This window comes from Paraburkholderia sp. UCT31 (assembly GCF_014397655.1).
Taxonomy (GTDB): domain Bacteria; phylum Pseudomonadota; class Gammaproteobacteria; order Burkholderiales; family Burkholderiaceae; genus Paraburkholderia; species Paraburkholderia tuberum.
In genome coordinates, this window is record NZ_VZQP01000018.1 from 116,791 (window position 1) to 142,871 (window position 26,081).

The window sequence follows — 26,081 nt, forward strand, 5'->3', positions numbered from 1 at the left end:
TTTACCCGAACCGGGCTGGCGCTTTACAAAAACGCTCTGAGGAGGTTGAGGTCGATGCTTTACCCTTCGAGTTTTACCGGAGGGATAGCCCAAGCATGTAGGTCCATAGCCGTCTTGTGCCGTGATTAACTGGAAACGCCTGCTAGCACCGCGAAAGTTAGGGCCGCGCTCGCTTTACAAGATGGCTGGTGGCGTCGCCGGTGGTTTACAATGCGGGTAATCGAGCGTTCGCCGAACATCACAACGGGAGGATTCTTGAAGTCAAAAAAAGTGGTCTTGGGCGTAGTGCTAATAATCAGCTTCATTGCTGTCAGCGCCTTCGCGGGCGGGCGTCATACTGCCAAGGCGACACAGGACGCGGTGTACCGGGACGGAATCTTCTATGGATGCAGCATTCTCGCGAAGAACGAAGCTGAAATGCGGGGCTGTTCCTCGATGCTCACCGTGACTCGCCCCACGTACCCCGGACTCAATGGATTTTCGAAATAGGAAGGCAAATTCAATATGTCGGAGAAACTCCCCACTGCTTCAGAGACTGGCACCTCGAGTAACACCGATGTTCCGCCTCAAGCGAAAAGCGACGCCTTCGCTGCCATCCATAGCGCGGCGAAGGGCCTTCATACCGCCGGCGCCCTCAACGGCGCGGAGATGTTGGAGTATGACGCGATGTGCCTAAAGCAGCAGCGCACCGCTACGCCTGCTGACGAAGGGCCGTCAGAGGTGGACCGAGTGATGACGCTAGTGCAGGAGTTCGCAAGCGCGTGGTCAACGGTCGGTGGTCGCTTCGACAACGGCAACGGACTTGCGAATGCCGAAGAGGCAAAGCAGCGCGTCCGCGACGCGCTGACGGCGCTGTCGAACGCGCGGGCCGTCACGGTGGCGAGCGAGGAAAACACGGAAGGCGATACTCGCAGCGCAATTCCGGCCGACGTGTTGCGCGACATCGACGCAGTTACTGCGGACGCCATGGCGACATACCCGGGGAGCCTCGGCACGCCGGACTATGCGGTGAACGTGGCGTACTGGTTGTGCTATGGAAAATCGGGTTACGCGCGGAACGCTGCGACCGGGCCGGCACACGCAGATAGCGAGTGACGAGGCCGCGTTGCCCAATTAACCCGCCACGGGTACCTGGCCTTTACCCGAACATCTCGTCGAGAGCCTGCCCGAGGGTTTGCACGCGGGCTGCCGGCGCCCGCGAAGGCGAGGGCGATACGCGGCGCGGGCTTGCCGAAGCTCCAGCCAGGGGCGCCTGCTGCGGCGCGGTCCCTTTCTCCTTCAATCGATTCAGCAACTTGCGGTTCTCGAGCTCGGCCTTCTCGGCCCGGCGCCGAACACCTTCCGACAGGGTCTTCGACTTTTCAAGGTCTGACCGAAGGCGGCGCAGCTTTTTCTCATGCTGCTTTTCCAGCGCCGCGAATGCTTCTTCGCGCTCCAGGGTAACTTTCTCGAAAAGGTCTGTCAGTGCCCTTGCGAGGGCATTAAGCAGCAGATGCGATTCTTCCAGGCAGCTCGATGCGGGGCGTTCCGCGAAGTCGACCATGTGTTGAAGGAGACTGTGGGATTGGCTGAGCCACGTCGTGATTGCCTGCCAGAGTGGGTCGGAAACCTCGAGCGCAGGCTCTGCTGCCCGGCACGCGGCCGCTAGCTCGTTTTTGCAACTGTCCTCGCGAAGCCACCGTTGGACGATTTTCGATGCATCCGGAGGCCCGTCTCGCGTGGGCAGCACCTCAGACAACACCTGCTCAATTTCGGACTGGTTTGTCGCAATGCGTCGCAGGCTCGAGGCGAGCGCGGCATAAAGTGCTTCTCCGCCGGTGTGGTCGCGCAAGAAGACGAAAAATCCTTCGACATGGCGACTCTGGATAGCCCCTATCCAAAGGCTGACGGCGACGTTATCGCCGGCGGCGCGCAGGGTCTCGTCCATCTTGTCGCGTAGCGCCGACGAACCCGCGTGAAAGAAGACAGGCGGCGCAAATTGAACACCCGCGCCTTTCCATTTCGCACCCGATTTAGATGGGGTACTGCCCAGGCGCTCGTACGTCAGGATGCGGGGCGCGGCGGGTCCGAAACGGGCAAGAATCGACAGCTCACGCGTTAGTTGCTGCCCCTCTTCTTCGAGGAAGGTTGTAATGGCTTCGGGTACCGGCTCGGGCGGCGGCGCGTCGGGAGCCAGGCGCTCCATCAGTGCCTTCAGCTCGCTCCCGGAGACGTTCGAGAGCATCTCCATCAGCTGGGACGCAGCCTTGCGTAACTTCCTGTCATTGCTAGCCATGGTGGTATCTCGTGGCGCGGATGTGATGAGAGACGGGAGGAGCGGGCGCTCCGGGTTTCCCCGGGCGGGGGGGCCAGCAAAACTAGGAAAGCGAGTTCGGCAAGTGCTGCGGCATGACACCGACTACACATCGTTCGGTCTCGGCATCCCAGAAGAAATAGATTCGCATGCAATACCGAGGCTCGCGGCCTCCGCCCTTAAGAAGGTGGAACTCGAGAAAACGGCGACGGCCACCCCAATTAACGAAGTAGGCGTCGCCCTGTTCGCCTGCGATGGCAGGAGCGACTGAGCCAGCGAGTTGAAGGCCTTCGGCCGCGAGCGCGGCCTCAAACTCTGCCTTGCTTGTCCGCCCCAAACGGTGGTCGCGGTAAGGCCCGGCTAGTATCTCGAGTGACGCCATGATAGTCGCGGGACTCTGGTACTGCGACTTCTTCGCGCCGTTCAATGCGCGCGGGAGAATCACGATGCGCTCCGTATTTTCCACCGCCCACGCTGGAAGCTCTTCGAGTCCAAGGCCTTCTTCGGATGAAGGTAGCGTATCGACGTCGGAGAACATGGGCGCGAGCATCTGGTCGAAGGACGGAGATTGCCCTATGTGTCGGAGGTTCTCCTTGGCTGTTTGCAGATGGTCCGACTGCTCGAGCAGCATGATGCGTAAATGCTCAACCTCGGACTCCAGCACACGCGCGCGCTCCAGCGCGGCCGATGTCCCGACCACGACCCGCCCATGGTTGGCGAGAATGGCCACCAGGTCGACGAATGCCGGAAAGCGAAGGTCGGGCGCTGTATCGACGCCGCCGACCGCCGCACGCCACTCCATTGCAAGCGTTGGCGCGCCGCCATCGCCGTTCCCGGACTCGCGCACAGGACGTATTCGTAGCCCACTGCGAGCCGGCGAATTCTGCGGCGTAACAAAAAACGATTCGGTCACCGCTGGCGTGTCGCCGGAAGGGGCTATCCATTGAAACGCAGCGAAGGCGTTCTCGCGCGACACGGCGAACGACGCATACCCCGTTGCGGTTGCGAGCTCGCCCGTGCCGTCGGGTACTGAGGCCTTTGAAGATAGGCCCAAGTGCGCGCAGATGAAATCCAGATATCCCTCGAAGTTTCCGGAATCGAGAAGTCGTAGCTCTGTTCGATGCAAGACAGTCCCTCCGCGTGAGAGTTAAAGGGTGGAACGACTGGCCGGCGACGCGGTGGGCCGGCCGCACGAGGAGGGATTTTATACGAAGGCGCCTGCTGCGTTCTAGCCGCTTGCCTTGTTCGTCATCGCGCCGGTGCGGCGGCGTGCCTGACGCAGCGCTTCGCGTTCACGAAACGAAAACGCGGGTTACGGCCCCGCCTTTATCGACGAGTTCGAAGACGTTGAGTCTTCCGGCTCTTACATCGAGGATGAGTCGCTCCAGGTCACTGATACCGTTTTCAAGCGCCGCGCAATCGGGCGGTTTTGCTTGCTCCAGCTCTTCGGTGAGCAGACGCCTCCTGGTCACCAGCTCCTGAACAGCCCTTCTTCGTGAAACAAACATCTGCATACCTACGACGAGCCTGACTGCTTGGAACAATCGCGCAGTTTATCAGCCGGCGGCGCGCGCGACCTTCGAGGCCGGCAGAGACGCCCATTGAGCGCGGGCCCGCTTGTTGACTCCCGGTCTGCACGGAAGGAGGACGCTCCACGCTCAAAAGCGCACCTTCGTGAGCGTGAGGCATCGTCTTCACGCGTTTTCCCTTGCGGATAAATCGCTTTCGCTATGTTGAGTTGCAGACCTCAACTCTAATTGGCAGGGAACCCGCATGCTGGAAGCAGCGCAATCACCTCGAATCATCGCCGACTACATCAACGACTACGCGGACTGGGCAGAAACCCGATGGACCACGTCCCTGCTGCCCGGTATCGACCCGTCTCTCGCGAGTGAACTCGTGATGGCTTTTGGCCTTGGCGGTGAAACAGCTGAAGTCGCCGAGGAAGTGCTGAATTTCGAAAATGCGGGAGGTTCAGAAAGGGTTGCCCCGGACAATCTGCTCAAGGAGCTCGGCGACAGCTTTTACTATTTTTGTCGACTCACCCGACAATTCGGTCTGCGCGCGAGCACCGTCTTTTTCAGTGCTCCGCTGCGACTCGAGAACGACCTGAAAAGCCAGACGTTGACGATGGTCGTAGCGGCGGGAAAGGTTCAGGAGGCTTGCAAGAAATACGTCCGGGACGGAAGTCTCAATCGTGAAAAACTCGAGGCAGGACTTGGTGGCTTCGCAGCGGCCTGGCGTGGTGTGTGCGCGCTTCTCGAGGTGGAGCCCGAGTTCATCATGAGCCAGAACCGGGCGAAAATCGACGCGCGGCACGTCAAAGGCACGATTCGGGGCAGCGGAAACGACCGCTAAAGCCCGACGATGTGGGGTGAACGGCTCTTTTTGTCAGCCGTGACCCTTCGGGGATGGCGCTGCCGGTCTGGGCGCGCCGCCGGATTGCGTTACCCCATGCGATTTGATAGCATGGGGTAACCTAGGGGCTGCCCATGGAATTCCACGAACTCGCAATGCAGACGTTGTTCGCCGAAGCGGTGGACGAAGCGAATACGCAGGAGGTGATTCCGCTGGACTCACCCGGCTCTCCCCATAGGAAAACCATTAAAGGATTGGAGTATCTCTACTGGCGCTATTATCGCGCGGGGAAACGGTTCGAGGAATCGCTTGGTCGCGCGGATACACCCGAAGCAGAGGAAAAGCTCGAGCGCAAGCGCGAACTCCAGCGGGAGCGCATGTCGCTCGCAAAAAAGGCACAGTTGCTCCGGGCGGCCCATTATGCGGCGGCCGACAACGACGCCGCCGTTACCATCGCATCGATATTCAACGCCGGGATTTTTCGAAATGGCGGCGTTCTCGTGGGCAGCCACGCTTTTGGTGCCCTGCTCAACAGCCTCGGGCTTCGTCCGGCCCGGAACTACCAGACGACCGACATCGACATTGGCACTTCGCCGCGCATTGCTCTTGGTATCGACGAGCGGCGCAGTCTGCTGGAAGTGTTGCGCGAAAGCGGGTTGCGTTTTCTCGAAGTGCCTGAGCTTGACCACCGGAAGCAATCGACATCGTTCAAGGTCGCTGGACAGCCGCTGAAGGTTGACCTGCTGGTGCCCGGCACCATGAGCTACGAGTCTCGCCCGGTGCCCGGCCTGCAGGCGCACGCGACTGCACTGCCTTTCTTCGGGTACCTCATGGACGAGGCAATTGCCGGAGCCGTCATCGGAAAGGACCACATCATTCCAGTCCGGATTCCGAGGCCCGCGCGCTTTGCATTGCACAAGCTCATCGTGAGCACGTTGCGGGTCGAGACCAGCGCACAAAAAGCCGACAAAGATTGCCATCAGGCCGTGACGTTGCTCGAGGCGCTACTCGACCGGGCACCGAACGACATCGAGGAAGCACGGGCCGCCTTAGATGAGGCGGCCCGCCACCGTGTCGCAAACGGCGCCGCGCGCGCAGTTCGCGTCGTGCGTCCGGCCAACGTTAGCGAGCAGCTTCGGGACTATCTGGACGAATTACAGCAACCATGATTGCCTCGGTGCTTCAGGATGGACCGAATTTGGAGGATGGCAGCGGGCTGCGCGAGCTTGTTCGGCTGCTGTGCGTGCGCTATACGGAACGTGCCTGTTCCGATTCACGGAACGATGGCCTACCTTAAAATTGCACAGAGGACATATGAGCGAACAGTTCAAAGCAACCGCATCTTCCACAGTCGATGTCTTTCGCAACGCTGTGAAAGCGCGCATCGCGTACGCGGCAGCGGTCACCAGCCTCGCAATGAGCTTCAACGCCGGCAAGGCACACGCCGAATCGAAAGTCGCAACAATTCGCGAGCGAATCGACGAAATCGCTGGCGGGTTCGACACGCCAACCGAGGTCGATGGCGCGATGGACGACGCGTATCTCAAGCACGTGACGCCGGCGGGCCTCAAGGCCGCTGAAAGCGCACACAAGGCGCTGGAGACCGCCGTCAAAGCGCGTCTCGCTTACTGGCGATATTTCCGCGACCTGGAACTGGAAATCTGCGTTGGGAAGGACTTTTCGGAAGAACAGGCACACGCGCTGACGACCGGTATCGACGACGCGGCCGCCGGCCTCGGAGAAGGTTCGAACTTGCAGGCGAGTGTCGGTCAAGAGCAGCTGTATCGCGCTCTCGGTCTGGTCGCGGACGCTGTTGCCTGACGTCCGTGCCCGGTGATTGCAATGACGTGTAGTTGATTCCACGAATCCCCTCTGGCGCCGCGCCTCAGGGGATTCTTTTTCTTGGGCTTGTCTGCAGTTTTAGGCGAGCGTGCGAGCCTTACGCGCTCGCACGCGACCTAATCGTTGCCATCGGGCGCGCCGCCCGTGCGCGGGGCGTCCGCCGCCGTGGGCCAGTTCCGTCGGCGCGGACGCATCTCAAGGTCACCGCCGCAATGCTTGCAAAGGCTGTGCTCCTTCGCGCATTCCGGACACAGTGCGTCGGTTGCCGTGCTCCCAAATTGCATGAGCTTTCCGCAGCAGGCGCAAGGCTGCGAGGTCATCGACGCGCCGCCTACTCGCTGGCGGTAAAAACAGCTCTTGCATTCCTGCTTCTCGAGCCGCAGGGACTTTCTTGCGTCAGTCTCGATTTCCCGGGCGAGCGCCAGGATGCTGTCCACATACATTCGGCTGCGCTCCGTTGCGCTGATGAGGGCGAAGCGGTCGAACGTCCTACGTGGGCGGTGCATGGAAACTCCGTGGAGGTTGAGGGCGGCGTCGCTGCGTGCTTAACGAGTGGCACGCGCGTGAATACGGGCAAAGGGGGACGGGGCCAGCCTCGGGCAAAACAGTAGGGTTCTCTCCCCGCGTCAACCCCCGTAGCCCCTCAACGTACAGCTATCAGCCCTGCCGGTACGTGTGCGGCGCTGCATCCGTGTCCTCGGCACGGCCATCGAGACCGAAGAGCTTTCGCATGCGCGGGTAGTCGGACTTCTCAATCGCGGTCACCGGTTCGGGCGTGAGGCCAGACGCGAGATACTGCTGCACGCGGGGTGATTGGGCCGTGTTGCTGGTGTCACCCGCTTCGCCTGTCGCCTGTTCCGCCACTGCCGGACGAGGACTGTCTCCGATAAGTTCGGCTTTGGCTGCGGCCAATAGCAGCCGCTCCGCCATTTGTCGCGCCATTGCGGGGACCAGCGCGACGCGCACCTGCTCGCCGGTCTCGTCCTGAAGTTGCACGATAACCTTGCCGAAAAATGTGTCCTCTCCTACCGCCCAATGGGTGCCGGCGCCCGTGTCGTCGATGAAATTTTGTCGCATTTGTTGAAGTCCTGTTGAAGTGGCTAACACTGTACGGGTGAAACCGGGCGCGCGGCGGCGCCAGCGCCAGTAGTGTTTGACATACGGGTGTCCGGGACATGCCTACGGTAGACGGGCTTTCTCTTCTTTACAACGAGCGCAGGCCGGCGCCGGAGGCAGGTCTTTGGACGTCGTAATTGTAAAGGCGGAAGCCGTGCAAGTGGTCACTTTTTCGTGCGCTCACTCAGCCTGGGGTCGGCTTGCGTTCTGTATGATACGTCATACAACTTGCCGCCGATGTGCGATATTCCATACAAATCTAGCTCGGCTCGTCAACCGGGTGGTGCTGATGTTTCAAACATACTTGCAGTCGGGAGCAATCAAATCAATCCCGCGTTGCGGGAGCGGTGGTAGCTTTGCTCATCGGCTGCGCACACTCTTGAGTAGCTCCTCGTTCGGGCGTGCTTGGCTCGCAACTACACGGCGTGTGTAACGGGGAATAGAAACCAGCCAGGGGGTTCACGCGCAATTCCGCCTGACGTGCTTTCAACAGTTCGTATCCGTCTTTTGCGCAGAGGAGCAGGCTGGTTGGATAGTTCAATGCGGACAGATTGTTCTTGCCAAAGGTGTAGCTGCTATCTGTTGCGCTCGAGTGTTCCCACCCAGCAATGACCGCCTTGTATCCCTCGGTGTGTGCGACCAGGTCCAGGAAGGATTTGGGCAATGAGTCGCCAATGACCAGCTGGACGTTGCCGACGATGGCTTGTTCCATCCGGACATTCATTGGCTGGAACACGTTGCGCATCCAGCTCCGCCACACAGATATTTCTTCCGCCGTCGGCCGTTGCGGCGGCTTCGCTGCTTCGTTGTAGACAGGCAGTCCCTTCCTCGACGGAAGGTACTGGGCTCTGAACTGCGTCCACGTCTCGTCGTTTGCCTTAGCGACCGCATAGAGCGGCCCGTAAAGCTTCTCGATTTGCTTGTTGACGACGTCGAGCCGCGCGACGCGCACCTTGTCGATGTAGGAAACAATGAACGTCCCGGCGGCGGTCAGCGCCGACAGAGCAAGCGTCACGAGCGCGGGGACTATAAGCTTTCGTAGCCACCCGCCTTCGGGTGGATAGCCTTCGACGCTTTCTCTGGTGTCGGTTTCTTCCATCGTGACTCCAACGTCCTGCGGCGAGGTAGCCATTCGACGCGGACCTATGCTCAAACGGGCATTCTTTGTTTGTTATAGCAGGCCGCTCCTCGATGTCAACGAGCCACGCCGGCGCGACCAACGCACCGACCGTCACGCTTTCAGAAGGTGGGCCCGGATACGGTCAGCGAATATCGGAAAATGGGTATCCGGCTGGAAATTTGCGCGTGGCACATACTTTCCGCTGAGATGCGGATAAGCCAGGAGGAGCGTCCCGTCGACGACCGTGTTCTGCACGGCAGGCGGTTCAAACCGGTCCAACGAAATCTCGTACGTGCGCTCAACGAAGGCAATGCCCCCGTCTTGTCCATGCACAAAGAGGACCTTGGGTCGGCAGAACTCGATGAGCCGGCGCAAGAACGTCTCGTGCTGCGTTTTCTGCCTCGAGGAAAGTTCGCGGACGCTTGCCGTCGGGTGCCAGCACCTGTTCGTCACGAGGCAGTGCTCCTCGCCGATAAGCGACTTGAGCAGCCGGACGTTCCCTGAGGTCTTCGATTCCTGGCCAGAATGTTTCGCCGCATACGTTTTCCGGAATTGCTCGGTGTTGCCGGTCAGCCCTTCCCAGTACGACTCGAAATCCTCAAATTCATCGCGCAACGGCGTCGCTGGATTGGTCCCAATGATGAATACCGATGCTGTCTTCCAGTTGCGGTTCCCCGTGAAAGGTCGCAGGTAGGGACCGGTTTCGCTGTGGCAGTACGCTTTGAGCTCCTCCTCAAACCCCGCATGACCGCCAGGGAGCGCATGAAACCCGCCTGCTAGCGGCGATAGCAAAGAAGTCGATTGGGGCATTTTGTTCCGGTCGATTTTTTTGGGAAAAAGCGAGCATAGCGCGTCGCGGCTGGAAAATCACCAGGGCACGATGTGGGCGGCGCGCGAGCGCTCTAGTTGAGCCGGCCCGGTGTCGTGGACCTCTCTCGAGAATCGTAAAACCGCACAATGAACGGAGCGGAGGTTTTCAGGTGAGGCGGGGCTATCGCGATTCGCGGCTATGCTTTACAATACATTTTATACGGCACTTCACAAAACTGCCGGCCGCTGTCAAATATTTGTAAAGCTAATACTCTCGGGGCCTCGCGACGTGGAAGCGACTCAACTTAATCTCTTTTCAAGCGTGCTCCACGCCTACTCGGCGCAGACCTCCGGTGTGCTCGACAACGCGGCGCTCTACCGGAACGTCGCTGTGGCGGCCGGGGTAAGCGAAGCCGACGCGGCGGCGCGCGCGCCGGTTGGCAAGGACGGCGACATGCGCAACGTCTTCGAGCGCAAGGTGCGGTGGTATCAGCAGACCTTGAAGTCAGCAGGCATCCTCGAGCATGTCGCCGGGGAGCGTGGCGTGTGGCAGCTCACGCGGCCGGCGTCGAAGGACCTGAACCAGATTGAGCCGACGGTTTCGGTTCTCGGGTTTTCCACTGACCTCGGCATCGCCATCCTTGGGTCTTGCGACTCGGTGTTCGCGAAGCTTGATGCACCCATCACGCTCGTCGTGACCTCGCCTCCGTATCCGCTCGCTCGCGCGCGCAGCTACGGCAATCCAACCGAGGCTCAATACGTCGACTGGATTTGCAAGATGCTGGAACCCGTGGTGCGCAATCTCGTGCCGGGCGGCAGTATTTGCCTGAATGTCTCGAACGACATCTTCATGCCGGGCAGTCCGGCGCGCTCGCTCTACCGTGAACGACTTGTTCTGGCACTGCACGACCGCTTAGGACTCCATAAGATGGACGAGCTGATATGGCGAAACCCGAGCAAAGCCCCGGGACCCATACGCTACGCGAGCATCGACCGTACGCAGCTGAACGTCGAATACGAGCCGGTGTACTGGCTCACGAACGACCCGTATCAGGTGCGTTCGAACAACCGGCGTGTGCTGCAGGAGCATACGCAGCGGCATCTTGATTTGATTCAGCAGGGCGGCGAGCAACGTGATGTGAGCTTCTCGGACGGCGCGTACCGAATCAAGCCGGGGCGATTCGCCAACCCGACGGAGGGCCGCATCCCGCGCAACGTCCTGTCTTTCGGTCACCGGTGTCCGACGCAGACTGCGTATAAGCGCGCCGCCAAGGAGCGGGGGCTGCCCGCGCACGGCGCGCCGATGCCGATGAAGCTTGCATCGTTCCTCATCGAGTTCCTGACGGAGCCGGGTGAACTCGTCGTCGACCCGTTCGCGGGTTCATTCACGACAGCCGACGCCGCTGAACGGCTTGGCCGCCGGTGGCTCGCCACTGAGTGCATGCTCGAGTACGTGTGTGGCGGCGCGACGCGTTTTGTGCAGGCGCCGGGCTTTTACAACCGACTGGCCGCTTGAGCTGTCAGGAAATTGGAAATGACAGCCGAACAGAAACTGGAAGAGCAGCAGGGCGTCCAGACGCCGGCCACTCACCCCTATCACCTGACGGTGGGCGTCCTGTGGCGCTCGGCCGACGGGCGCGTGTTCTTTTGCGAGAGCTTCATGCCCGACCGGGGATATCGCATGACCGACATCCTGGCGCCGTATGAAGCCATTGATGTACCCGGCAACGCGATTGGTACCGCATTTCGCGCGGTGCGCGGAACGTGGAAGCTGCACGAAGTCGTCGGCACCCGTGCGGCGTCACTGTGGCTGGTCGATGCTCGCGAATGCGACCATGGTGTTCAGCCCAGAATGACTGCCCCGGGGGATGTGCGCAAGCTGGCCGATTGGCGCACCGCTATTTTCGTGAAGGAGACCCACGCGCGCGCGTTTGCACGCGAGCTCCAACGTGCGCTGGAGCCAACACACTAGGGGCGCCACGACAATTCGAATCGATTCACAGAGCGTTGTGATATTCAGAACTTAGCCGGCAGGCCCAGATAGAAACGCTTTACCCCTTTGCGACGAAAAACGAATGAGTACCCAAATCTATGCGCCGGAAGGTTCCGGCCCTTGCTGCAAACAAACCGTCAAGGCAACCATCGTTGCCACCGACGGAATCCGTTTCGTCGGGACGAATCATTGCATGAGGCCGCAAAGTACGTGTGCCCGTGAAGGCATGCCCACAGGCGTCGGTTACGAACTGTGCAAGTCGGTCTGCGAGCAGGACGGCCATGCGGAGGTCAACGCGGTTCGCATAGCCGCTGACCACGCCAGGGGCGCGACGCTCTATCTGGAAGGTCACACCTACGCATGCCAGCCGTGCCAGAAAACCGCATCGGCCGCAGGCATCGTCGAAATAATTGTTGGTCCGCCACCGCAGGCAGCTTGAGCGCGGCTAAGCCTCGACTCACGACAGTACAAGGACAGAACCCATGGACCACCCGGGTAAAGCAACGGCAACTGAGCAGACAGCTAAAGCGCTGCCGAAAATAGGCTGGATGCGGTGTAACCGCGCCGGCGAACCCACCGATATCACGCTGGACGCAGAACTGGCGAAGAACTGGCAGCTGCAAGGACATCCGGTCAACGAGTTCGCTTTGCCTTGCCCGGCGACGTCCGGTGCGCCGGTACCAGTAGAAGGCCTCCAGGCCGAACTGGCCCTGCTGCAACGACGCTACCTTAGCCTCATCGGTCAACTGGCCGCGCAGACGACGAACTACGACAGCCGGAGCGACTATACCGCTGTCGACTTCACGTTGTTCTTCCACGGTGACCAGCGCTGGGCACTCAAGAGAGCATGCGCCGGCCATGCCCAGTGTGACAAATCGGGTAAGTGCGGCGCCCCTGGCTGCCCCTCGCGTTACCTGACCGACGAGTTGGTGGACAAAATGCCGTACAGAGGCGATGTACGCAGCGGGACACCGAACTGTTGAAAAAACAAGCCCGTCTCGCGGGCTTGTCCTAAACCACCTGGACTAAAATGGACGCTGCTGCAAGCCAACACATGCTTTCCGGCATTGAGCTGGATTTCGAAATTCTGCGGTTTGTCCGCGATTCGACGGACCGCACGCCCGCCACTATCCGAGCCACCATCGAAGCGGCTTTCCCGGATGTGCCGAGGTGCGAATTGCTGAACTCGTTCGAGCGCCTGACTCGAGCTATCGCGTGACAGGTTTTCGGGCAGGTTCGCCGAGCGCGACCAGGTCCACCGCTCAAAGAAGAAGCCTGGCCTCCGAATGGAAGAGCCAGGCTTGAAATCAAAATCGCTTACGCAGTTTCAATCGACCACCAGCCGCGATATTCCGTCTCGTCGTCGGCACCGATGACACAGAGTTCGCCCTGATTGAACCCGTCCCGGATTAGCTTCTCGATGTGCTCGACTGAGGCTTCATCCAGCTCGTTGGGAGCATCGTCTCCGCGCAGGAAGAACTTGATGCGGTGTTGCAGGATTTCGGTGTAAAGGTCGTCGGATTTTTCAGCTTGAGTCATTGTCCTCTCCGGTGTTTTCGATACGGTAAATGTACCCGCAGGCATGAAAGCTATGCACGGTCCTACGCAATATAGCGATGCGCACGTCCTCTCCCACTGCATAGTCCAGTTCATTGTCCCTTGCCGCCGGAACGATTGTTGTCTATTTCGCAAAGCTGATTTTTGGAAATAGTAAGGGTTTACCCTACTTCGGTTGCTATACGGGGTATGCAGACGAGATTTGTTCTGCCCCTTAACCTCGTGAGATATCGTTGAAAACAGCACTCCTCGCATCCTCCCTCGTCCTGAGCCTTCTGGCTGCACCAGCCTTTGCAAATGGCAACAGCAATGGCCCCGGCGGTCATGGCTCCCATCCGTCCTACACGGCCGACCCGGTCGGAGGCACCGCCGCGTCGGCACCGAAGACGCGCGCCGAAGTGAAGGCCGAACTGAAGGCCTACCTCGCCGCCGGCGAGCCGGGCAGCGAAGTTTATCGCGGCCAATAAGGCGGCCGCCCAATTGAAAACCGCCCAGGCACTTCAATGCCTGAGCGGTTTTTCGTTTCGGGTGTCCGACGGGAAGATGTCAGAACAGCGAGCGGATACCCACGGTCAACATCAATTGTCGGCTCGTCGTTGAGTAGCCCTGAATGGACGCGGATTTGACGAACTGGCCGCCGGTCAAGTAGCCCGCGTCGCCTGCGGCAAGCTGGAAATCGCCCAACGCGTAAAGGTCTGTGCGCTTCGAGAGCTTGTAGTCGGCGAGCAACTGAAAAATGTGGAACTTCGACTCACGCGAAACCGCATGCAAATCCATGGTCGAGAGCACATAGGCTGCGTTCACCGAGAACGCTGGCGTGAAATTGTAAAGGGCGCCCACTTCATAGTTGTTGAATACCACCGTCGTGAGCGGGTTGCCCGGGCCGCCGGCGTCCACCAGGTAGGCGCTCTGCTCATATCGGGTGTTGGTGTACTCGGCAAGCAGGACGGCCTTCCCGATGGTGTACGAAGTGCCGATTCCAGCGACCTTCCACTTCGCCGCATCCTGCAGGCCAATGTAGTTGCCGCCCATGTAGCCGGTGTAGTTGTCTTTGCTCGGGTCCTGGAATCCCGCGCCGATGCCGGCCGAGTCGAACGGACCGGCGCTCGAGCCGATATCGTTCGCGTCAAGGTAGCCGCCACCAATGGAAAACGGCCCGTTGACGTAGGACAGGGCGACTGACCACGCCCGGTTATTCGCGAAATTGGTCTGATTCCCCAGCGCAAACATTCCGCCAAGCGTCACCCCGCCCAGCGTCGGGGAGACGTACTTGACCGCGTTGTTAAACCGTGCCGACTGACACGCGTTGTCGTTGTCGCCAAAATGCGACCCGGAGCCGCCGTAGACCCAGCAGCTGGTGTAGTTGCCGAGTACATCGCTCGCGCTATCGAACTGGCGCCCAAGCGTGACGGTGCCGGCCTTGTCAGAGCCGAGTCCGACAAACGCGGTGCGACCGAACATCAACCCACCCTGCTGGTTGCGACCCGAGTTGATGTCGAAGCCACTTTCAATCTGAAAGACGGCTTTCATGCCCCCGCCCAGGTCTTCCGTACCCTTGAGGCCAAAGGCGGTCCCCCAAAGATTTCCACTTTCGGCCTGCACGAGTGACTTGCCGCCAAAGTTGTTGAAATACGATATGCCCTCATCAAGCGTGCCGTAGAGCGTGACAGAGCTTTGAGCAAACGCGCCGAAGGATGCGGCCGAGGAAATTGCGGCTGCGAGAAGTTGTTTTTTCATGTTGAACGTGAATTTCTTATCATCGGACGCTGGATACCCGTGGACTGTCTTGCGGGCCGCTCGCCTGCAAGCTTCCTTCACACTCTTGAGGTCCGGCAAAAGTGCGACAAAAATGTGTACCTGCTGTGACCTGTCCAAAACGCTCCCGATACTGGCGGGCGTCCCTACAAACAGCCAGCGATTACTGGTCCAGTTCTTCCCTCGACGCGCGGATACACTTTTCCAGCGCGTCTTGAAGGTCCTGCACTGACACCGGCTTTTTCAGCGCGGCGCGAAAGATTTCCGTACCCGGCTGCGAGAGCAGGTCGTGGTAGGCCGTCACCGCGATAACAGGGGTCGCGAAGTTCTGGGTCTTCTGGCAAAACCGGGCCGCGTCGAGGCCCGTACCGTCTGGGAGCTGCATGTCGAGAATGATGCAGTCATAGGGGTGGTTGAGCAGACACTCCTTCGCCTGCTTCACGGTCGAAGCGGTGTCGACGGCGTAGCCATAGGACAGGAGCAGGTCACCGAGCGTTTCCTGGATAGACAGGTCGTCTTCTGCATAGAGAAGCTTTACCGAACCCAGCGGCGCGTTGAGGGAAGCCTCGCCGGGTGATGCAATGGGCGCTGCAGGGGGCGGGGCGACTGGTCGCGCCGGCCGCTCGGGTACGCTCACACCAGCCTCCGGTATTCCCACAGGGATGGTCACGACGAATTCCGTTCCGAGCTCCGATGTCGTGTACGTGATGTCGCCACGCATCTGGTCGACGAGGCCCTTCACGATAGCCATGCCTAGTCCGGTGCCACGGCTCTTGTTTGCTCGCACGAACGGGTCGAACAGATGCTGTTGAATGTCGGGAGGGATGCCCGAGCCCGTGTCTCGTACGCGCATGACGAGCTGGCCCATAGACGCTTGCGCGCGCAGGCTGGCGTGAACGGTGACGGCGCCCCGGTCGGTGTTGTTGATGGCGTTCGTCACCAGGTTCGTCAGAATCTGGCAAATGCGGCGGCCATCGGCGACAATCAGGCCAATGTTGCCGTGACTGAAGGAGAGACTCAGATTTTTCAGGTCAGTACTGGCTTCGTGGACCTCAAGCGACTCCGCCAGCAGGGCGGCGATGTCGACCACCTCGCGACTCAGGCTTAACCGTCGGCTTTCGAGCTCGGTGACCTCCAGCAGGTCGCCGGCCTGTGCCCGCAATAGCGCTACGCTCGTCTTCAGGCGCTTGACGACTTTCGTTGCTGCTGGGTCGGATGCACAGCGCTCCTCCAGCAACTGTACGTTGGTGACGAACGACTGTAGCGGCGAGATGATTTCGTGGGATATCTTGCCGAGAAACGTGTTTCGGGCATCCTTGGCTCGGGCAGCGTCCTCGATAGCTTTTTGACGTTGCATGACCGCTTCGTCCTTAGCCTTGAGGGAGAACAGCAGGAACCCAAATGCCGTAACGAGGGTCACCCAACCGCTGCACAGAAGCGCTAAAAACCGGCGATGGTTCTGCTGGGATTCCATGTTTCTTACGCGCCGGACCTCTGTAGCGGCCGCGCGTGCGTTCGCACGAAGCTCGCCGACTGCCGATACCATGCCGTGCACCGCTGCCTGCAGAGTTCCGAAATCATTCGGTCGCGTATTCAGAGTTGTCCGCGAGGCGGCAATGAAGGTGGACACGTTCACCACTGTCTCTTCCGCCTGAGGAACGCGCGACAGAGCACGACCGCCCCGAACGCTGTCGCGGACGTGGCCCAGGGCATCGTTAAGCGCATCCAGCCGGGCGTTCAAATCGGCCACGTTGGTGCGATGCAGTTCGAGCTCCTCGACCCCTTTGCAGAATCGCTCTGCCGCAAGCTGCAGCTGTGCTGGCTCCCAGTAAAGCTCTTCATTGTTGAACCTGCGCGCAACGAGTGCTTCATCGCTACTGAGGAGGTGGTGGGCGAGGGGAATCAGTGCTCCGGTCAGTCCAACTGCGGCCGACACGTACAGAACTGACAGTTTTTTGCGCGACCAGGATGCGAGGGCCATTCACGTCACTAAAAAGCAAGTTGTTACCCGGCGAGCCGGCCGCATTTCATGGAACGCCGCAGCGCATAGCTGCGGCCGTTTCCGGCGCACTCCATGAGAGCGGAAACGTCTACAAAACAGGAACTGGCTGCCTTTACAGCAATCTTTACCGGGTCGGCAGCGCCTGAAAATAAGCCAGCGATTATAACAACGGCGGCGCGTCAAAAAGGTTGTTTTTATACCGCGCTTTCGCCCGCGCGGCTTAAAATCAAAGAAAGGCCTTAACGTATTTCATGCCCGGCCATGAAATGGCGCGCTTTTCACCATTCTGAAGAAGGGAGAATTTCTAAAACTGGAATAATGGGACCGAGGGTCTTGACAGACGCTTTTTGTAGTCACATCTCATCGTGCTGCCGGCGCGTCAACCACCTGCACAGGCAGGGTGACGATAAACTCTGTTCCCTCGTTAGCCCTTGACGCGCATTCGACATGCCCGTCGAGCTGCTCGGCAAGCCCCTTTACGATGGCGAGACCAAGCCCGCTGCCACGCGTACTGCCGATAGCGTGGGTGAAGGGCTGGAAAAGGTGCTTCAGGACCTCGGGGGCGATGCCCGAGCCTGAATCGCTTACCTTCAGGACCAGCTTGGTAGCCGAAGTCTCCGTCGGAATAAGATTTGCGGCGACGGTGATGACCCCTCGCTCAGTATGGCGTATGGCGTTGGTTAGCAGGTTCGTCAGGATTTGCGAGATGCGTCGCCCGTCGGTGCGCACGACGCGCAATTCACCCGGATAAAACAGGAGCCGGAGATTCTTAATCTCCGCACTGGGCTGCTGGACGGCCACGGATTGCTCGAGCAGCTTATGGAGGTCGACCGCCTCAAGTTGCAGGGTGAGCTTGCCGCTCTTGAGATAGGACATGTCGAGGAGGTCGCCAACCTGCGCTTGCAACTGCATCACGCTCGTGTTAATCCGCTCGACTGGCCTTAGTACGTTGTCATTGCCCTTAAACTGGTGCTGCAGGAGCTGTACGCTGGAGAGCAGTGTCTGCATCGGGGTATAAAACTCATGCGAGATTCTGCCGAAAAACGTATTGCGGGCATGCTCCGCTTCAAGCGCAGCATCGAGCGCCAGCTGTCGCGCAGCGGCAAGCTCCTGGCTACTTTTGAGTTCCTTTTCCTTGGCGAGCAGGCGCGAGATGGCGGCCCATATGACGGCAAGAAAAGCGACCCAGATAAAGAGGAACGCGCCCAGCAGCACATGCCGGTTATTCCGTATTTCCGCGTCACGGGTGAGTTTCGCACGCGTTTCGACCTCGCGCGCGGACATCGCCAGCGCGATGATGTCCGGGCGCAGCTGTTCGATGTCACCGCGCACGGCCTCGAGGTCGTTATGCTGGCCTGCCGTCAGATGCGCGTCCGCCGTCCGGACGAATGCCTGGATTTCGTCACGCGTATCACCGAAGCCCGGAATCAGGGCAAGGGAACGGGCAACGTCCGAATCAGCCTGCATTTCTGCGAGTTTGGTCATCAGCACATCAAGCCGTTGGCGGACGCTGGCTTTGGATGTCTCCCCCATCTCGTAGGCCGCGACCTCCGCCCCCAGGCGTTCGGTGCCGAGCTGGACCTGAGCCGGCACCCAATACACCTCCTCAAAACGAGGCGTCCACTTTCCAGTTTCTTCGGGAGAGAGAAGAGCGTGATGAATTGCGGGCACTAACCCAACGGTTAGCGCCACAGAAACAGCTGCGAAGACCGCGAAGAGCTTTTTAGGCGACCACGCGGAAAACGGCAGCAGTGTCATTTGAAGACGACGCGGTTCACCTGCCACACGAACTTGCCGTCAGTAAGCGGACCAACGAGTTCCGGAAACTGGTCACGCGGATAGATGACCCACGTCGGACCGTAGTGGTCAGGCGGCAGCGGCTTACCATCCATCGTATCGGCCAGAATCACGTTGTACTTCGTGAAGTCCGAGACCGGAATGCCTTGCATGTAGTCGTCAATCGCGTACGCATTCATCGTGGTGCCGCTTGCACCGACTGCCTTTTGCAAATCGCGCAGCAGCGGGCCGCGAAAAACGTGCACGCCCTTGGTCCAGCTGGTCGACGTCGAAACGGTAGTCTGCGGGAGGGCGTCAAACTGGGCCTGCGTAAACGAGACCTTGTGTCCGGACCCTGACTTTGCGCCGGCCGTGATGTTTCCGGAAACCGTCAGGAATGTCTCGTCCGCAAAGGCCGAGCTGCTCAGCGCGCAAAGAGCGGCGGCAGCGCACAGCGCGTTACGTGCCAAAAGGTGCATATGTTGTCCTCTAGATTGTCAAAGTCGGTCAGGCGGAGAAGGTGCCCAATTCTCGCGGCTGGATTATAGACACGGCTTTACGGGGAGTCACGACAGAAAAATAAGTATGTCGCGTCACGGCCGGAGCGGTCCATGGAACATCGCCACGTCGACTATTACGGCAGCCGGCCTGAAAACTTTATACGGGTTCTGCAACCAGCAAGGCGCGCCAATATCGACCGTGCCCTTCGAAGTCACAGGCGGCCACATCAAAGTGCCAGTCATCGCGCTCGAGCAACCGGTCGTCGGAGCAGTTCGAGTAAGTGAAGACCAGGCGCCCGCCCGGGTTCAGATGTGATTTTGCGCTGTCAAGCAGGCGCGCCGCCAGCTGGCCGTCGGCGTCGGCGAGTGCCAGTTCATCCGCGCTGACCACCCTCTTGTGATAAAGGGGCAGATTGAAAAGGACGACGTCGAACTTCCGGCCGTCAAAAGCCGCGAAGAGGTCGGAAAGGAGGAAGTCAACTGTCAAGCCGTTGGCTGCCGCGTTCGCGCGCGCAGCGCTTACCGCCTTGATGTCGCAATCTGCGGCAGTGACCTTCCAGCCACGCCGAGCGGCAAGCAGCGCGAGAGCGCCGGTGCCGCAGCCAAGCTCAAGCAGCGTGCCGTTCGGCTCGTCGAGCCCGGCGCAGTGCCAGTGCGTGGCAACAAAACTCGTTGACGAACCTTCGGGACGCGGATGATAGACGCCAGCAGGCGCAACCAGCTTGAGGCCCAGGAAATCGTATTCGAGAGGTTCGCGCAGCGTCGAAATCAGGCTGCGGTAGCCTTCGTCGAAGACGGGGTAGTGCGGTTTCTGGTGTGCACGTCGCGCGAGCAGTCGGCCGAACGAGGAGTTTTGCAAAACTGTTTCTTGTAGGTCCAACATTACCGCACATTCCAGGTAAGGGCTCGTGGTCCCGGGAGGATGCGCACCCCGCCGCTGGGTTCAGCGGCGGGGCCAACGCGTTAAGCGGGCAAATTGTACAGTAAGGAGAGCGCCGATGTCGACGCAGCTCCAGGCCATTTGAAGAAACACTGTTACTGTTTTCGTTAAAATGCGGGGGCTAGCTGTCGTAAAAGAGAGCGCCGATGTCAATGCGGTTTTGCGAGGATTTTCTTTTACTTTTTTACCGATTTTTTTACCGATTTTATTCGCCATCGACGCAAGCGATTGCATAGGCAAAGGGCCTATGTCGCGCGAAACGGCGCATTGTCAAGCCGTTCTTAAGGCGGTCATACGCCATCACGTATAATCGCGCGACTGAAATCAGAGGGTGGGGCTGTACACGATGTCGACTGTTTCATCGCCACGAGGCGTTGCGCTCGTTACCGGCGGCGCGCGCCGCCTTGGCAGAGAAATCGCCCTTGGACTTGCTCGAGCAGGTTGGGATGTATGCATTCATTATCGGCACTCGCGCGCCGAGGCCGAGCAGACTGTACGGGACCTGCGGGCGTTAGGCAGACGAGCGGCGTCCGTCTGTGCGGAATTCGCGTCGGAGGAAGAGGTTGAGCGGGTCGTCCCCTCGTGCATCGAAATGCTGGGTGCGCCACGCATTCTGGTCAACAGCGCATCGACCTTTGAGTATGACACTGCCCAGACGGTCACCTACGGCATGCTGACCCGCCTGATGGCTGCGAACGTGGCCGCGCCTCTCGCGCTCGCCAAGGCGGTCTATGCGGCGCTTCCCGAGGAGGCCGCCACGGACGATGCGAAGCGCGGGGCGGTCATCAACCTGCTTGACCAGAAGCTTTGGGGACTCAACCCCGACCACCTGTCCTACACCCTTACCAAAGCGGCGCTTCACGCGGCGACCTCGATGCTGGCGCTGAGCCTGGCGCCAAAGATGCGCGTTGTCGGTGTCGCGCCCGGCTTGACAATGCGACTCGAAGAACAGGCCATTGGCCCGTACGAGCGCGCGCATAAGGAAACTCCTCTCGGGCGGTCATCCCGACCGGAGGACATTGTCGCGGCCGTCTGCTATCTGGCGGACGCCCCGTCGGCAACGGATACGGTGCTGGTCGTCGACGGTGGCCAACACCTGTGGAAGCGCGAGAGAGATACCCTCTTCGCCGAATAGGCCGAGAATCGCACCTGGACGCTCTGCTGTAACGCGCAGTTCTTCAAACAGCACAGATTTTACAAAACCACAGTTTTGTCGCCGGGCAGGGCGGGACTGTGGCTTTTCTCGTGCGCTTCGCCTTCCGGTGCTTTACAATTGCCGGTATTGTCGGGTTTATGACCCGCGTTCCTGCGCGCGGTGACTTCCTGCAGGTCACGCGTTAGCGGCTTTACAAAAGTGGAGTCGTTGCCAATATTGTGAGTCCGACTCTTACAACGGAATCTAGTTTTGAACGAAATTTCTTTTCGAATCCGGGGCGCGGATGCCGACGTGCCGTCCGGCGAAACTGAGTCGCCTGCCGACGCGTTCGCGCCGGGCACCATCGACGTTCTCGTTGACGGGCTTTCGCTGCTTCGGCAACCGGACGGATATGTGTTCGACGCGGCCACTGTATTAGCCCTGCGCGCGACGCCTTCGCCGAATTTCTTCCCCTTCACCTGTGGCTGTGGTGTGCCGGGCTGCATCGGCATTCACACACCGGCTGTCATGGTGGTCGAGTCGGATACGGTTACGTGGACCTTTCCTGAGAAGCCGTTCCGCGAGACGCTCGCCGCCGAGGCTTTCGGGAGCGAGGGTCCTTTGCAGCTTCGGTTCGACCGCGCGCTGTATGTAGCTGCGCTGGATAACCTGCAGGGACATCTTGAAGAGGTAAGGCGCGCACGCGGGCGCAACATGAACATATGGCCCGGTTACCCGGACGAAGACCTCGTAACCGCGCCGCTACAGCAGGTACTGGCGAAGCAGCGCAAGCGGCACCTGGACTGGGACGCGCGCGAGGCGTGGCGTGAGCGCGTGTGGGGAGACGCTTTGGGTACGGACCTGGTGATAGCTTTCGAGTCGGGCAATCAGTATTCGATTCCGCTCGAAAATCTGGCTGATTCCGTCGCAAGCCATCGTCTTTCGCAGGACCGATACGCCCGTAGATGGGCGACAGCGCGCAAGCACACGGAGTTCATCGAATCGCGGCTGGCGCCGACGCTCAGGAGCGGACTCGAGGCTGTCGTGCGGGAGGCGCGCAGTGTGCCCTGGGAGATTCTGGTGGAGGACGTGTTTTCAGACGGGCGCCAGCAGCAGCGCGAAAAGGACGTGGTCGCAGAAGGCAAGACATGGCCGGAGGCTTCCTTCCGTCTTCGGACGTACGAGCAGTATCAGGCGGAACGACGAGGGGCTGCTAACCCTCTCGCGGGCGCCGTCGAATAAGACCCGGCGGCCTTTCCCTATCTCATTCTTTGGAGTCAGTCTTGCAGCGTAAGCTCTTGTTTGTTTTCGCGGTCGTAGTCGCACTCGCGTTCGTCGCCCTCATGCTCAGCCCGACGTCGCTGTTGGTGTCGATGCTGGGAACCCTGCTGGTTCTGTTGCTCGCGGCCGGCGCCGGCGCCGGCTGGATTTTCGGTATCTTTGGCAAGACGCCAGAAGAAGGATGGGACGCTCGTTACTGAGCGGCTACCTCGCCGCGCGCAGCACGTTGCAAAGAATGAATCCAACTTCCAAGGAGCACGTCATGACCGCCCAGCCGCTGGACGTCGCCGAACCTGACTGGATTGACCTGAATGACTGGGTTCTGCTGAACCACCCTGAAGTACATCGGGCCACGCGCTACATCTCTGGCATGACTATTCAGATGTCTGTGTGGCTTGAACTTTGGTCGAAGGCCCACTAAAAATTGCGACGGCTGCTCACCTGACCCGCGCGCGACTTGTGCCGACTTCATTGGCACGCTGACGGGGCGGCGCGCCATTTTTCCCAAAGTTGCTGGTGGCGTGGAACAAGGCGCTCCACGGGCAGCATGCCCCAGTTCGTGTAGCCCGGGTCGTTCGCAGGAGGCAACTCGAGGTTGACGCCCTCGGGGGACCATCGGGCGACCGAGTGAGGGTAGCCGAAGGCGAGGAACAGGCCGTGGCGCAGCATCTCGCAGATTGCCGAGGGGGTTCGTGTCTCCCACAGCGCATTGAACACCGGGTCGTTGATAGCTTTGACGAGCTGCGCTGCCACCTCATTGTCCTGCAAGCGCCAGGGCATTTCAGGCACTGCCGTCGCGGGGTTGAGGTACGGGGCCGACGGGGGGATTGGCAGTAGCATTTGCGGGAGCGACTCGGCATAGGCAGGCAGGCTGTTCGCAAGCAGGAACAGCAGCCGGCCCAGACGCTCGTCCATTTTGACGTAAGCGCTAAAGTGGTCGAACACGTTCCGGAATGAGAGCATGGCGGTCGCGAGCTCTACGACGGCCATTTCGTGGCCGGTCAACTCATCCTTTACAAGCTTGAGCTCATTGCGCGCGGATGCCTGCGTGACGCGTGATTTAATCAATATCGCGGCTAAGACAGTCGCGGCTCCGGTGGCAACGACGCTATAGCAGGCAAGGAGAGACATGGGTGCTTTCCGTTCGAAAGGGGATGTCGAACGTTTAGCCTCTGCTTTTTAGCCGGCCGCGCGGACCGTCACACCTGCCTCAGCCCGGCGTCGCTGCTGGTGTCGCTTGGGAAACTCGCTGATGCGGTTACTTGCGGCCGGCGCCGGCGCCGGCTGGATTTTCGGTATCTTTGGCAAGACGCCAGAAGAAGGATGGGACGCTCGTTACTGAGGGGCTACCTGGTCGCGCGCAACACGTTGCAAAGAACGAACCCAACATCCAAGGAGAACCTCATGACCGCCCAGCCGCTGGACGTCGCCGAACCTGACTGGATTGACCTGAATGACTGGGTTCTGCTGAACCATCCTGAAGTACACCGGGCCACGCGCTACATCTCTGGCATGACTATTCAGATGTCTGCGTGGCTTGAGCTTTGGTCGAAGGTCCACTAAACAATTGTAACGACTGCTCACCTGACTTGCGTGCGATTTGTGCTGTACGCCGACGGGCGGCAGCGGTCGTCGTAACGGTTGTCGGGACACCGGGTAAAAGTTGGCTATACCGGATTCCTCCTTCCGATTTGTCGTGGAACCGTTGCGATGCAAGTGGTCCCTGCTTTTACCAGAATGCTTGCAGTGCTGTGCTGCATGTTTTGCCTGCCTGCGAGTGCCTATGAATATCGTGTGCCTGTTTCGGGGCTATCCGGGCCGGGTTCCCCTTCGCAATCCAGCCACACTTACGCCACGTGGAACCCAAGTGACAAGTCGGCGACGCTCCTGACCCTGTCCGGGGGTAACCTCGCCGAGGCGGCATACTCCGGCGGCGGCGTAAGGGCGAATCAGGGAAAGGCGGCGGGCAAGTGGTATTGGGAGGTTACCATCACGGCTTTGGGGAACTTTCAACCGCCCGTGATAGGCCTCGCGGGCGCGGACACCCCGGTGACATCTGGATTTTGGGGGCCGAACGAATTCACATTTTTCGGGAGTAGTTCCGCCACGCTAATCTATGGCAGCTTTACACACATCCCCTATGGCCAGCTTGTAGGGGTCGGGGATGTTGTTGGCGTGGCGGCTGACTTTGACAATCGCACGGTGACGTTTTACCGGAACGGCGTTTCCATGGGCGTCGCGTACACAAGCGCCCAGCTCCCTGGCGGCACCTACTACCCCTACGTTTGCGACCCGCAGGCGGGCGGCACGTCGACAAGCACCACCAATTTCGGGCAGAGTCCCTTCAAATACGCCGTCCCGTCCGGATACAACGCAGGCTGGTACCAGTGAAACTCTCCAACCAAGCTAGCTGTCGCGTCGCTTGGTTGGAGCTTCCTCAAGAGCGCGTGGGCGCCCCGTTTTTATCTGGTCAGGTGTCGGAAGTTCAGTAATCCCACCTGTGTCCTGCTCGATGAGAAGCACCTTCAGGACGCTGCGTTTTCATTGGCTTGGGAGAACATCTCCCCTGCTGGTCTGTCTCATAGCAGGGGCTGGCGCAGTCCTGCGCAGCCCCGGTTTTCAGGTTCCTGAAATCCGCTTCGGCCTGGGTCCATCAAAAAAGCGCCGCTCCGAATGGACCTCGGAAGCGGCGCGTTAATCATCGAGTCGTTCTGCTGCTCTACGCGGGGTGGCCGGCAAGCGCCGCGACGAGCGCGATGCTCTCTCGCGCCAGTTCCAGCGCGCGTCCCTCGCCTGCAACCGCCAACTCATCGCGTAAGGACTTGAGCTTCACTTCGAGCTCGCCGAGGATGCATTCCCGCTGGAAACTTTGGTCATCCGTGACTTCCGCAAATGCAGCGCGCGTGGCCGCGTTCCCCACAGTCTCAGCAGTTTTCGGGATTACCTCCGCGTTGGCCCCCGCGCGTGCTTTAGAGCCGCCTTCGCGGCCGTGAGGGTTGTCCGCCAGCCCCTACCGTGACGCTCATGACCTGCCCCGGGAAGGGCAGCCGCAGGGTGTACGTTCCGCTGGCTGTGCTGGCGCCCGTAGCTATAGCGCTGCAGGCAAAAAGAATGGCAATAAGGCCTTTTCGAACAATGCTTTTCATGAACGCTTTCGGCGAGGTGGGCAACTCGTCCCGCACCCTGCGCTTAGCGTCGTAACGGAAAAGATTTTGTGAATGTAGTCCCAGTCAACCGAATTACTGCCATTAAGGTGCCTCTGGCGGCGTTTCCGCGCCGCCCGTACGGCAACGGGCTGGCGAAAATTTGACTACACGTGTTTATTACGCTCTATAACGGAACGCTAATGTTTCGATTTGTCAAGTCACTCCAGCTTGCAGCTGCGCTCACTTTTCTCGGTGCAGCCGGTTTCGCGGTTGCCGACCCCTCTTACGTTTTCAAAGTTTCTGTTCCCGGCCTACGGGCTGCGGGGGTACCGCAAACTCCAGCCGCGACGGGCGACGTCGTTTTTAACACCGTCGGCACCACGTCCTGGACAGTTCCTGCCGGCGTTTTTTCAATCAGCTCCGTAGCAATCGGCGGGGGCGGGGGGACGACTAACAG

Annotated in this window: 32 protein-coding genes and 1 pseudogene; 18 read left to right on the forward strand and 15 right to left on the reverse strand. The window is 59.9% G+C overall.

The genetic code is table 11. The features are described 5' to 3' along the window. Window positions 1-504 precede the first annotated feature (504 nt). Window positions 505-1,095 (forward strand): hypothetical protein, encoded by a 591-nt coding sequence (locus F6X40_RS17360; protein ID WP_187628675.1) that lies wholly within the window; start codon window positions 505-507, stop codon window positions 1,093-1,095. A gap of 43 nt (window positions 1,096-1,138) precedes the next feature. Here F6X40_RS17360 and F6X40_RS17365 read toward each other — a convergent pair whose 3' ends face one another. From F6X40_RS17365 to F6X40_RS17375, 3 genes are all read right to left on the reverse strand, one after another. Then, window positions 1,139-2,275: a hypothetical protein gene (locus F6X40_RS17365; protein ID WP_187628676.1), complete on the reverse strand. Its 1,137-nt coding sequence runs from the start codon at window positions 2,273-2,275 to the stop codon at window positions 1,139-1,141. Window positions 2,276-2,357: 82 nt separating this feature from the next. Further along, window positions 2,358-3,419 carry a hypothetical protein gene (locus tag F6X40_RS17370; protein ID WP_187628677.1) on the reverse strand — a complete coding sequence of 354 codons (1,062 nt, stop codon included), beginning with the start codon at window positions 3,417-3,419 and terminating at the stop codon, window positions 2,358-2,360. Window positions 3,420-3,585: 166 nt separating this feature from the next. Continuing rightward, window positions 3,586-3,807, reverse strand: a complete 222-nt coding sequence (locus tag F6X40_RS17375) for a hypothetical protein (RefSeq protein ID WP_187628678.1) — start codon at window positions 3,805-3,807, stop codon at window positions 3,586-3,588. A gap of 259 nt (window positions 3,808-4,066) precedes the next feature. On the opposite strand from F6X40_RS17375, the gene F6X40_RS17380 reads away from it, so the two are divergent. The 3 genes from F6X40_RS17380 (at window position 4,067) to F6X40_RS17390 (ending at window position 6,472) form a co-directional block, all read left to right on the forward strand. Then, window positions 4,067-4,651: a hypothetical protein gene (locus tag F6X40_RS17380; RefSeq protein ID WP_187628679.1), complete on the forward strand. Its 585-nt coding sequence runs from the start codon at window positions 4,067-4,069 to the stop codon at window positions 4,649-4,651. Window positions 4,652-4,785: 134 nt separating this feature from the next. After that, the gene (locus F6X40_RS17385) at window positions 4,786-5,820 is read left to right on the forward strand and encodes a GSU2403 family nucleotidyltransferase fold protein (RefSeq protein WP_187628680.1); all 1,035 of its coding nucleotides are present in this window, start codon (window positions 4,786-4,788) and stop codon (window positions 5,818-5,820) included. A gap of 145 nt (window positions 5,821-5,965) precedes the next feature. Then, on the forward strand, window positions 5,966-6,472 hold the full coding sequence (locus tag F6X40_RS17390) for a hypothetical protein (protein WP_187628681.1): 507 nt from the start codon (window positions 5,966-5,968) through the stop codon (window positions 6,470-6,472). Window positions 6,473-6,609: 137 nt separating this feature from the next. On the opposite strand, the gene F6X40_RS17395 is transcribed toward F6X40_RS17390, so the two are convergent. The 4 genes from F6X40_RS17395 to F6X40_RS17410 form a co-directional block, all read right to left on the reverse strand. After that, window positions 6,610-6,999 (reverse strand): hypothetical protein, encoded by a 390-nt coding sequence (locus F6X40_RS17395; protein ID WP_187628682.1) that lies wholly within the window; start codon window positions 6,997-6,999, stop codon window positions 6,610-6,612. A gap of 151 nt (window positions 7,000-7,150) precedes the next feature. Further along, window positions 7,151-7,570 (reverse strand): hypothetical protein, encoded by a 420-nt coding sequence (locus tag F6X40_RS17400; RefSeq protein ID WP_187628683.1) that lies wholly within the window; start codon window positions 7,568-7,570, stop codon window positions 7,151-7,153. Between the two features lie 364 nt (window positions 7,571-7,934). Then, on the reverse strand, window positions 7,935-8,708 hold the full coding sequence (locus tag F6X40_RS17405; RefSeq protein WP_187628684.1) for a hypothetical protein: 774 nt from the start codon (window positions 8,706-8,708) through the stop codon (window positions 7,935-7,937). Window positions 8,709-8,840: 132 nt separating this feature from the next. After that, a complete protein-coding gene (locus F6X40_RS17410; RefSeq protein WP_187628685.1) occupies window positions 8,841-9,539 on the reverse strand; it encodes a hypothetical protein in 699 nt (232 codons plus the stop codon). A 289-nt stretch (window positions 9,540-9,828) separates the two neighbouring features. Between F6X40_RS17410 and F6X40_RS17415 the strand changes: the two genes are divergently transcribed. The 5 genes from F6X40_RS17415 to F6X40_RS17435 all read left to right on the forward strand — a co-directional run bounded on the left by F6X40_RS17415 (window position 9,829) and on the right by F6X40_RS17435 (window position 12,751). Then, entirely contained in the window at window positions 9,829-11,055 is a 1,227-nt protein-coding gene (locus F6X40_RS17415; protein ID WP_316251816.1) for a DNA methyltransferase, read from the forward strand. Window positions 11,056-11,073: 18 nt separating this feature from the next. After that, window positions 11,074-11,511, forward strand: a complete 438-nt coding sequence (locus tag F6X40_RS17420) for a hypothetical protein (protein ID WP_187628687.1) — start codon at window positions 11,074-11,076, stop codon at window positions 11,509-11,511. 103 nt (window positions 11,512-11,614) lie between these two features. Beyond that, window positions 11,615-11,971: a hypothetical protein gene (locus F6X40_RS17425; RefSeq protein ID WP_187628688.1), complete on the forward strand. Its 357-nt coding sequence runs from the start codon at window positions 11,615-11,617 to the stop codon at window positions 11,969-11,971. 43 nt (window positions 11,972-12,014) lie between these two features. After that, entirely contained in the window at window positions 12,015-12,515 is a 501-nt protein-coding gene (locus F6X40_RS17430; RefSeq protein WP_187628689.1) for a hypothetical protein, read from the forward strand. A gap of 47 nt (window positions 12,516-12,562) precedes the next feature. Beyond that, window positions 12,563-12,751, forward strand: a complete 189-nt coding sequence (locus tag F6X40_RS17435; protein ID WP_187628690.1) for a hypothetical protein — start codon at window positions 12,563-12,565, stop codon at window positions 12,749-12,751. 98 nt (window positions 12,752-12,849) lie between these two features. On the opposite strand, the gene F6X40_RS17440 is transcribed toward F6X40_RS17435, so the two are convergent. Further along, window positions 12,850-13,071: a hypothetical protein gene (locus tag F6X40_RS17440; RefSeq protein WP_187628691.1), complete on the reverse strand. Its 222-nt coding sequence runs from the start codon at window positions 13,069-13,071 to the stop codon at window positions 12,850-12,852. Between the two features lie 251 nt (window positions 13,072-13,322). Between F6X40_RS17440 and F6X40_RS17445 the strand changes: the two genes are divergently transcribed. Continuing rightward, the gene (locus tag F6X40_RS17445) at window positions 13,323-13,556 is read left to right on the forward strand and encodes a DUF4148 domain-containing protein (protein ID WP_187628692.1); all 234 of its coding nucleotides are present in this window, start codon (window positions 13,323-13,325) and stop codon (window positions 13,554-13,556) included. A gap of 79 nt (window positions 13,557-13,635) precedes the next feature. Here the strand turns inward: F6X40_RS17445 and F6X40_RS17450 are convergent, their stop codons facing one another. Continuing rightward, a complete protein-coding gene (locus F6X40_RS17450; RefSeq protein ID WP_187628693.1) occupies window positions 13,636-14,826 on the reverse strand; it encodes a porin in 1,191 nt (396 codons plus the stop codon). 181 nt (window positions 14,827-15,007) lie between these two features. Further along, window positions 15,008-16,825 carry an ATP-binding protein gene (locus F6X40_RS17455; protein WP_187628694.1) on the reverse strand — a complete coding sequence of 606 codons (1,818 nt, stop codon included), beginning with the start codon at window positions 16,823-16,825 and terminating at the stop codon, window positions 15,008-15,010. Between the two features lie 93 nt (window positions 16,826-16,918). Here F6X40_RS17455 and F6X40_RS17460 point away from each other — a divergent pair, with 93 nt between their 5' ends. Beyond that, window positions 16,919-17,089 carry a hypothetical protein gene (locus F6X40_RS17460; RefSeq protein WP_187628695.1) on the forward strand — a complete coding sequence of 57 codons (171 nt, stop codon included), beginning with the start codon at window positions 16,919-16,921 and terminating at the stop codon, window positions 17,087-17,089. A gap of 117 nt (window positions 17,090-17,206) precedes the next feature. Here F6X40_RS17460 and F6X40_RS17465 read toward each other — a convergent pair whose 3' ends face one another. From F6X40_RS17465 to F6X40_RS17480, 4 genes are all read right to left on the reverse strand, one after another. Beyond that, window positions 17,207-18,604, reverse strand: a complete 1,398-nt coding sequence (locus F6X40_RS17465; RefSeq protein ID WP_187628696.1) for a sensor histidine kinase — start codon at window positions 18,602-18,604, stop codon at window positions 17,207-17,209. Then, window positions 18,601-19,101, reverse strand: a complete 501-nt coding sequence (locus F6X40_RS17470) for a molybdopterin-dependent oxidoreductase (RefSeq protein WP_187628697.1) — start codon at window positions 19,099-19,101, stop codon at window positions 18,601-18,603. The genes F6X40_RS17465 and F6X40_RS17470 overlap by 4 nt, the downstream gene beginning before the upstream one ends. A 178-nt stretch (window positions 19,102-19,279) precedes the next feature. Continuing rightward, window positions 19,280-20,005, reverse strand: a complete 726-nt coding sequence (locus F6X40_RS17475) for a methyltransferase (protein WP_187628698.1) — start codon at window positions 20,003-20,005, stop codon at window positions 19,280-19,282. A gap of 60 nt (window positions 20,006-20,065) precedes the next feature. Beyond that, window positions 20,066-20,296 (reverse strand): hypothetical protein, encoded by a 231-nt coding sequence (locus tag F6X40_RS17480; RefSeq protein WP_187628699.1) that lies wholly within the window; start codon window positions 20,294-20,296, stop codon window positions 20,066-20,068. Between the two features lie 112 nt (window positions 20,297-20,408). On the opposite strand from F6X40_RS17480, the gene F6X40_RS17485 reads away from it, so the two are divergent. From F6X40_RS17485 to F6X40_RS17500, 4 genes are all read left to right on the forward strand, one after another. Beyond that, complete coding sequence (locus F6X40_RS17485; protein WP_187628700.1) at window positions 20,409-21,197, forward strand: SDR family oxidoreductase; 789 nt, start codon at window positions 20,409-20,411, stop codon at window positions 21,195-21,197. Window positions 21,198-21,467: 270 nt separating this feature from the next. Continuing rightward, on the forward strand, window positions 21,468-22,439 hold the full coding sequence (locus F6X40_RS17490) for a hypothetical protein (RefSeq protein WP_187628701.1): 972 nt from the start codon (window positions 21,468-21,470) through the stop codon (window positions 22,437-22,439). A 41-nt stretch (window positions 22,440-22,480) separates the two neighbouring features. Next, window positions 22,481-22,678, forward strand: a complete 198-nt coding sequence (locus tag F6X40_RS17495; protein WP_187628702.1) for a hypothetical protein — start codon at window positions 22,481-22,483, stop codon at window positions 22,676-22,678. A 62-nt stretch (window positions 22,679-22,740) separates the two neighbouring features. After that, complete coding sequence (locus tag F6X40_RS17500) at window positions 22,741-22,899, forward strand: hypothetical protein (protein ID WP_187628703.1); 159 nt, start codon at window positions 22,741-22,743, stop codon at window positions 22,897-22,899. A gap of 47 nt (window positions 22,900-22,946) precedes the next feature. Here F6X40_RS17500 and F6X40_RS17505 read toward each other — a convergent pair whose 3' ends face one another. Continuing rightward, window positions 22,947-23,609: a hypothetical protein gene (locus F6X40_RS17505; protein WP_187628704.1), complete on the reverse strand. Its 663-nt coding sequence runs from the start codon at window positions 23,607-23,609 to the stop codon at window positions 22,947-22,949. 273 nt (window positions 23,610-23,882) lie between these two features. Here F6X40_RS17505 and F6X40_RS17510 point away from each other — a divergent pair, with 273 nt between their 5' ends. From F6X40_RS17510 to F6X40_RS41865, 3 genes and pseudogenes are all read left to right on the forward strand, one after another. After that, complete coding sequence (locus F6X40_RS17510) at window positions 23,883-24,041, forward strand: hypothetical protein (protein ID WP_187628705.1); 159 nt, start codon at window positions 23,883-23,885, stop codon at window positions 24,039-24,041. A 147-nt stretch (window positions 24,042-24,188) separates the two neighbouring features. Further along, window positions 24,189-24,869, forward strand: coding sequence for an SPRY domain-containing protein (locus tag F6X40_RS17515; RefSeq protein ID WP_187628706.1), 681 nt, complete (start codon window positions 24,189-24,191; stop codon window positions 24,867-24,869). A 955-nt stretch (window positions 24,870-25,824) separates the two neighbouring features. Further along, window positions 25,825-26,081 (forward strand): annotated as a pseudogene (locus F6X40_RS41865) (hypothetical protein); the annotation flags it as partial.

Coding starts and splice junctions, on each gene's coding strand:
- F6X40_RS17360 (WP_187628675.1), top strand. CDS start 505: ATGTCGGAGAAACTCCCCACTGCTTCAGAGACTGGCACCTCGAGTAAC.
- F6X40_RS17365 (WP_187628676.1), bottom strand. CDS start 2,275: ATGGCTAGCAATGACAGGAAGTTACGCAAGGCTGCGTCCCAGCTGATG.
- F6X40_RS17375 (WP_187628678.1), bottom strand. CDS start 3,807: ATGCAGATGTTTGTTTCACGAAGAAGGGCTGTTCAGGAGCTGGTGACC.
- F6X40_RS17380 (WP_187628679.1), top strand. CDS start 4,067: ATGCTGGAAGCAGCGCAATCACCTCGAATCATCGCCGACTACATCAAC.
- F6X40_RS17385 (WP_187628680.1), top strand. CDS start 4,786: ATGGAATTCCACGAACTCGCAATGCAGACGTTGTTCGCCGAAGCGGTG.
- F6X40_RS17390 (WP_187628681.1), top strand. CDS start 5,966: ATGAGCGAACAGTTCAAAGCAACCGCATCTTCCACAGTCGATGTCTTT.
- F6X40_RS17395 (WP_187628682.1), bottom strand. CDS start 6,999: ATGCACCGCCCACGTAGGACGTTCGACCGCTTCGCCCTCATCAGCGCA.
- F6X40_RS17400 (WP_187628683.1), bottom strand. CDS start 7,570: ATGCGACAAAATTTCATCGACGACACGGGCGCCGGCACCCATTGGGCG.
- F6X40_RS17405 (WP_187628684.1), bottom strand. CDS start 8,708: ATGGAAGAAACCGACACCAGAGAAAGCGTCGAAGGCTATCCACCCGAA.
- F6X40_RS17410 (WP_187628685.1), bottom strand. CDS start 9,539: ATGCCCCAATCGACTTCTTTGCTATCGCCGCTAGCAGGCGGGTTTCAT.
- F6X40_RS17420 (WP_187628687.1), top strand. CDS start 11,074: ATGACAGCCGAACAGAAACTGGAAGAGCAGCAGGGCGTCCAGACGCCG.
- F6X40_RS17425 (WP_187628688.1), top strand. CDS start 11,615: ATGAGTACCCAAATCTATGCGCCGGAAGGTTCCGGCCCTTGCTGCAAA.
- F6X40_RS17430 (WP_187628689.1), top strand. CDS start 12,015: ATGGACCACCCGGGTAAAGCAACGGCAACTGAGCAGACAGCTAAAGCG.
- F6X40_RS17435 (WP_187628690.1), top strand. CDS start 12,563: ATGGACGCTGCTGCAAGCCAACACATGCTTTCCGGCATTGAGCTGGAT.
- F6X40_RS17440 (WP_187628691.1), bottom strand. CDS start 13,071: ATGACTCAAGCTGAAAAATCCGACGACCTTTACACCGAAATCCTGCAA.
- F6X40_RS17450 (WP_187628693.1), bottom strand. CDS start 14,826: ATGAAAAAACAACTTCTCGCAGCCGCAATTTCCTCGGCCGCATCCTTC.
- F6X40_RS17455 (WP_187628694.1), bottom strand. CDS start 16,825: ATGGCCCTCGCATCCTGGTCGCGCAAAAAACTGTCAGTTCTGTACGTG.
- F6X40_RS17460 (WP_187628695.1), top strand. CDS start 16,919: ATGAGAGCGGAAACGTCTACAAAACAGGAACTGGCTGCCTTTACAGCA.
- F6X40_RS17465 (WP_187628696.1), bottom strand. CDS start 18,604: ATGACACTGCTGCCGTTTTCCGCGTGGTCGCCTAAAAAGCTCTTCGCG.
- F6X40_RS17470 (WP_187628697.1), bottom strand. CDS start 19,101: ATGCACCTTTTGGCACGTAACGCGCTGTGCGCTGCCGCCGCTCTTTGC.
- F6X40_RS17475 (WP_187628698.1), bottom strand. CDS start 20,005: ATGTTGGACCTACAAGAAACAGTTTTGCAAAACTCCTCGTTCGGCCGA.
- F6X40_RS17480 (WP_187628699.1), bottom strand. CDS start 20,296: ATGCAATCGCTTGCGTCGATGGCGAATAAAATCGGTAAAAAAATCGGT.
- F6X40_RS17485 (WP_187628700.1), top strand. CDS start 20,409: ATGTCGACTGTTTCATCGCCACGAGGCGTTGCGCTCGTTACCGGCGGC.
- F6X40_RS17500 (WP_187628703.1), top strand. CDS start 22,741: ATGACCGCCCAGCCGCTGGACGTCGCCGAACCTGACTGGATTGACCTG.
- F6X40_RS17505 (WP_187628704.1), bottom strand. CDS start 23,609: ATGTCTCTCCTTGCCTGCTATAGCGTCGTTGCCACCGGAGCCGCGACT.
- F6X40_RS17510 (WP_187628705.1), top strand. CDS start 23,883: ATGACCGCCCAGCCGCTGGACGTCGCCGAACCTGACTGGATTGACCTG.
- F6X40_RS17515 (WP_187628706.1), top strand. CDS start 24,189: ATGCAAGTGGTCCCTGCTTTTACCAGAATGCTTGCAGTGCTGTGCTGC.